This window comes from uncultured Bacteroides sp. (genome assembly GCF_910578895.1).
Taxonomy (GTDB): Bacteria; Bacteroidota; Bacteroidia; order Bacteroidales; family Bacteroidaceae; genus Bacteroides.
Window position 1 is genome coordinate 13,932 of sequence record NZ_CAJTSC010000057.1, and the last position, 5,129, is coordinate 19,060.

Sequence of the window (5,129 nt, forward strand, 5' to 3'; positions counted from 1 at the left end):
ATTTGTTTGTCAGTTCCCATATCCATCCTTTCAACGAAAAAGCAAACACATTGCTTGTTCAAATCAAATTCGTAACTTTGCCGTAACTTCTTCCCAAGCTAAGAGAACAAATAATTCCCAAATTCTACTCATTCTTCAATATGTATTTTATAACTACCGGATTGTCCTCTTCCTTTATATCTTCCAATCTTTTCAAGGCTTCTTCAGACAAATATTTCTTATTCGTTTCATTGATGTACTTATCCAATTCATAGGGATACAGGATAGTGTAAAGCGCATTATCTACCAGACTATAGCATCTGTACATAGCCAATGGTGACTTGGGATTCAACCCGAACGCCTTTTTAGTTTTCCGGTTATAAATCAAATGGTGTGGTTTCCTATTAACAATAAAATGCACATATACATACGAATCGTTTATCAACCGGATAATAGGCAACGGATATTGGGAGAACAACAAATAGTCATCCTTTTCACGCATGATTGCCACACTTTTCAACACATCTTTTCCCTTTGCCGGCTTACTGACTCCATACAAATCATCCAACTCTTTTTTAGAGATGTTTTCCTTTCCAAAGTCCAACCGGTAGATTTCCGTGAAACTTTCCTTGTCCACATCATATTGATAAAAACCATAATCCATATAATCAGGTACATAGTAGATGCATGAATCCGTTACCGAGTAGTTTTTCCGCATCATGTTAATTCCCGCTATATATCCCGATTTATCATACGGAACATCGGCAGTAACCGTTTCGCCATTCCTGAAATCATAGAGTTTCACGAACAAACCCTCTTCATTCATACGAACCGGCTCCAACGCATAAAGATTTTCTTTGAGCAGACACATGATGTGAGCCGTGAATCCATCGCTATGATTCAATTTTATGGTCCGCTCCCAATTGAATTGCAAATCATAGCGATGAATAGAACCCTTATTGTGGGGATTATACAGTTCAATGGAACGGGAATATGGATTATATTCGGCGTCCACCGCCATTACATATTCCTGAGGTCCCTCACCGATACAGGCAAACGAATTGCTGCGATGTTTTCCGTCACCATCGAACAAATAGGCGGTCTGCCTGCTATCAAAAATCAAAAAAGCATCTATGTCCTTTATATATTGAAATAAAGAAGGTATCTTGATGAGCGTATTGCTATCTGTCTCCAAAGGAATAATATCTATACTTTTCAAGAAAGAAGCATCATTTTTCAATGCATCCTCCCAAGAAATCACGTCAACGTCCTGTTCCTCTTCTTTAATCGGGGCACAAGCGTACAATAAAACTACAAATACAAGCAAATAAATATTTTTCATTTCTCTTCCTTTTTTAGAACCAACTAAAAAGCACTATGAGGCAATAACCTTATATCAAGCCTTTTTTTAATTGTAGCATAACAATAATAAAGCCTACTTTTTAGTTGGTTCAAATTACATTTCAAATATTACCTACAAGGAGAAGAACAATAGAAAAACGTATTATCAGTTCGTATGCATCGATACCCTGTATATTCTCCTATCATACATATATCTCCCTCCATCCAACATTTTCCTGGTGAACTGTTACAAACAACCTCTACATCAGGAAGTTCATAACAAGCCAATGCTTCCACATTAGCCAATATCAATTCAGACATTGAATTCGCTTTTTGATTAGCATAAATCCCGTAACCGGCAATCGCTGCAAATGCTGCGATAAAAGCCACCTTTATAAAATTCTTTTTCATAGCAAATTTCATTGTCAATTTTAATAATTTGTTTGTCAGTTCCCGTATCTATCCTTTCAACGGAAAAGCAAACATTTTGCCTATTCAAATTAAATTCGTATTTTTGCCTTGACCTCCTTTTTTAATGGGTTATGGAACGGGCAGCAAATTTGCTCCAACAAAAATCCATGCTGCCTGTTCCTATTTTAAATAATTACATTCTCATGGAAAGACCTGCCGTCCATTTTCATAATAGAAAGCACGTTCCTCTTTGCCGCGAGAGTAATTCCGCAGCCAAAGCAAAGCATTGTCCGGCACATTATCATATTTCAATACATAATCCGTAGCACTCCTTTTCCCTAAAGACCGCCAACCATCTTTTCCATTCTGATAAAACAATTCATATTCATCACCTACGCGTATGAAATTATCATCATTTCTCGGGATATATACAATGCTCTTCACTTCCACCGGAACGCCGTAATCAAAAGTCACAATTTCCCCCCGACGTTCCGAATAGCAGCAAGTCACCCAATCATCATCCACCATCCGCCTGATTTGTGCCAACTGTTTCCGGTCGACCACCGTGTCTGGCGTAATGTCAACCGGAACCAGGCGTTCCGTCGCCGCAGTATCCTTATATAACCAAAACTCCGCCATCTGTATCCTGCGGGTATGCCTGGGAACCATACGAAAGTAACGATAACGCGCAGGAGTCTTCAATACGACACGGTTATAATTGACTAACGGAGTATCTACCACGTGATGTATCAAACATGCATTCTTGAAGTCCTTCCGATTGTCCGCCTCTATTTTCATCCATTGCACATGATTCATATAAGAACGGATATTGCCGCGCACCGGATATTTCCTGCGGACTTCCCGATATTGCAGGTTCACCGTGTCCGGTACGAAGAAACGGGTCACCGAGTCTTCTATCTGAAACGGATAATACGCCGGAATCACTGTCTCTTTGTCACAATAAACCGGCTGATAAACAACATCCTTTTCCAATCCTCTGAAGACAGCCTGCCTGCCATCGGGCTCCGTAATATCAATAGGCTCATAATTGCGCCCTGTCCATACCGCCAGATACATATAACGGGATTTCGTTTCAGAATTTAGAGGTATCGTAGCTGCTATGTCCCCCATATAATCCGCCGTCACATCCCCCAGAAACGGATTGGCAAACAAGACGGGCACTGTCTCGTCACCGTACATACCCTTACATTTCTCCGGTTGATAGCCAAAATATTGCCGGTACACTTTCCCCATTTTCCGCTTCCCCATGTATCCGCGTCTCATCTCCTCTTCCACATAGTTGAAAGGGACAGGACATTTGGTCGTGTCAATCAACGCGCTCCAATAATGCCTGCTCTGATAAACGGGCGAGGTCTGATACATATCCGTCGTTACCGGAATGCCCAATGCACGCAATACATAAGTGGCTATGTCACAGTTCTCACGGCAGAACCCCACCCTATGCTCCAACAGATAGGAAGCGCCCAAATGCGGCAAGTCAAAATCCTTGTTACTCGTGAATTTTTCATCTTTCAGATAGGCTACAACCGCTTTCGCGGCTTCCACCACGTCATTGCCTTTGTACAGTGAATCGAGAACGGGAGCATACCGGTCATAATACTGTCTTCTCCACGGTTCCAAAGGCTCGTCTTTAATCCGGTAAGGAAGAATGTACTCACAAAAGTCATCAAACGTATAGCATCTGCTCCACGGACGGCGTTGCCATACCTCGAAAGCCAAGTCTATATTCTCTATCAGCAAGTCGGCCGTGACTTCATGCGCGTCAAACTTCTTTAACTGCCGGCTGAAGTGTACTGATGTCCACTTGTTTTTGACAGAATCCTCTATAAAGCCGTCATCGGCAATCACTTTCCTGAGCACCTCTTTCTGTTTCTCTATTCCATCATCCGTATACGAATAATAATAGGGCATATTAGCCATAAGGAACTTTGCGGCTTGCAGTTTCAAAGGCTCTTTCCTATAGTAAGAAAGAACCTTCTCCAACTCCGTCTTATTTTCTCCTGCGAACTGTAGACAAGCGTCTACACGTTTGTCCAAAGTACTGCTACAAGCGCTATAACCTACAATTGTTATTACCACCAACAGAGCATAACATAGCTTTCTCATATTCCTATTATAATTTTATTCTGCATCCCCCATTATCTTCAAGCGCACCAACGAGGGATTGGCATTGCAATACACCGTTATCGTCTTGTCGAAGTGTTCCGGATGGTCTGCCTTGTAAGTGACCCGCAAGGAAATGCTGTCGCCGGGGCGGGCAGGCTCCTTAGGATAATCTACGGAAGTACAGCCACAGGAAGTGGCTACATCGTTGATGACCAACGGGCGGTTTCCTGTATTCTTTATCTTAAATACGGCTTGCTTTTCCTCTTTCCAATTAAAGCGACCTAATGAAATTATCGATTCTTTAACCTTGATTTCCGTTGTCCACTGCTTCTCACTTTCAGTACTTTCCTTTCCTTGGATAATTTTCAGATAAAGTTCTTTTACTTTGGGGTTATGAATAGGATTTCCGATAGCTACGACTTTATTCTCACCATCCAATAAAAATGTGCAAAAAGTATCTTCTTTTGGGAAAGTATTCAACTGATTGAGAGAATCCTTTTCATCAATATATACATAATGCTTAAATCTGTTGATTTTTAACGATTTCAGTAACCCTTTCTTATTTGCTGGAGAAAAAGAAATTAAACACTGAACATCACCATTAGCGATTGAATCTAATTCTTCTATCAATTCATTCCATTTCGGCAATTGGAGTTTGCAACTAACACAACCTATAGTATCCACATAATGTAATATAGTATACTTCGTCTTAACTTCTTCAAATTTCACAGTTGCATTAGTATCCATGTAAGATATTAACTCCATGTTCTGTGGAAAACGAATCATTTTACCACTCCATTGACTAAATAGATGGATGATTTTTTCTTCTTTAGTGTCTTTGCATGATGACAGCAATCCAACAAGACATAATATTATTAATATTATATTCACTCTCATCTCCTCAAATAATATTTTATAATAACCGGATTATCATCCTCTTTCAAATGCTCCATAATCGCAATCTGCTTTTGTGTCATAAAACGGCGGTCTACCACCGAAGGAAGTGCGACAGGCTGACAAATCGCAAACAAAATATTGTCATCAATGTCAAAACAAGGATGCATGAATAACGGAGTATCATCCTTTATCAAAAAACCTTTTTCTTTCGAACGGTTATAAATATAGTGTTTCATTTCTTCCCCCCTTGCCATTAATATATATACAAAATCCTCATTGAAAAGCTTTTGCATGGGAATTGTATATTTATCGGACTCTCTTAAGAACTTGTGTCTTTCCGCGTACTCTTTCGCAACATTCAGCCGGTCTCTATC

5 protein-coding genes are annotated in these 5,129 nt (G+C 40.2%); all 5 read right to left on the reverse strand.

Going from position 1 to position 5,129, the window contains the following annotated elements; genetic code table 11:
* Positions 1-124: 124 nt before the first annotated feature.
* The gene (locus QZ327_RS12170; RefSeq protein WP_294619658.1) at positions 125-1,321 is read right to left on the reverse strand and encodes a 6-bladed beta-propeller; all 1,197 of its coding nucleotides are present in this window, start codon (positions 1,319-1,321) and stop codon (positions 125-127) included.
* Positions 1,322-1,449: 128 nt separating this feature from the next.
* Entirely contained in the window at positions 1,450-1,731 is a 282-nt protein-coding gene (locus tag QZ327_RS12175; protein WP_294619660.1) for an NVEALA domain-containing protein, read from the reverse strand.
* A 201-nt stretch (positions 1,732-1,932) separates the two neighbouring features.
* Entirely contained in the window at positions 1,933-3,858 is a 1,926-nt protein-coding gene (locus tag QZ327_RS12180; RefSeq protein ID WP_294619662.1) for a hypothetical protein, read from the reverse strand.
* A gap of 15 nt (positions 3,859-3,873) precedes the next feature.
* Entirely contained in the window at positions 3,874-4,755 is an 882-nt protein-coding gene (locus tag QZ327_RS12185; RefSeq protein WP_294619664.1) for a DUF1573 domain-containing protein, read from the reverse strand.
* Positions 4,752-5,048, reverse strand: coding sequence for a hypothetical protein (locus tag QZ327_RS12190; RefSeq protein ID WP_294619666.1), 297 nt, complete (start codon positions 5,046-5,048; stop codon positions 4,752-4,754). Before QZ327_RS12190 ends, QZ327_RS12185 begins: the two co-directional genes overlap by 4 nt.
* Between the last annotated feature and the right edge of the window lie 81 nt (positions 5,049-5,129).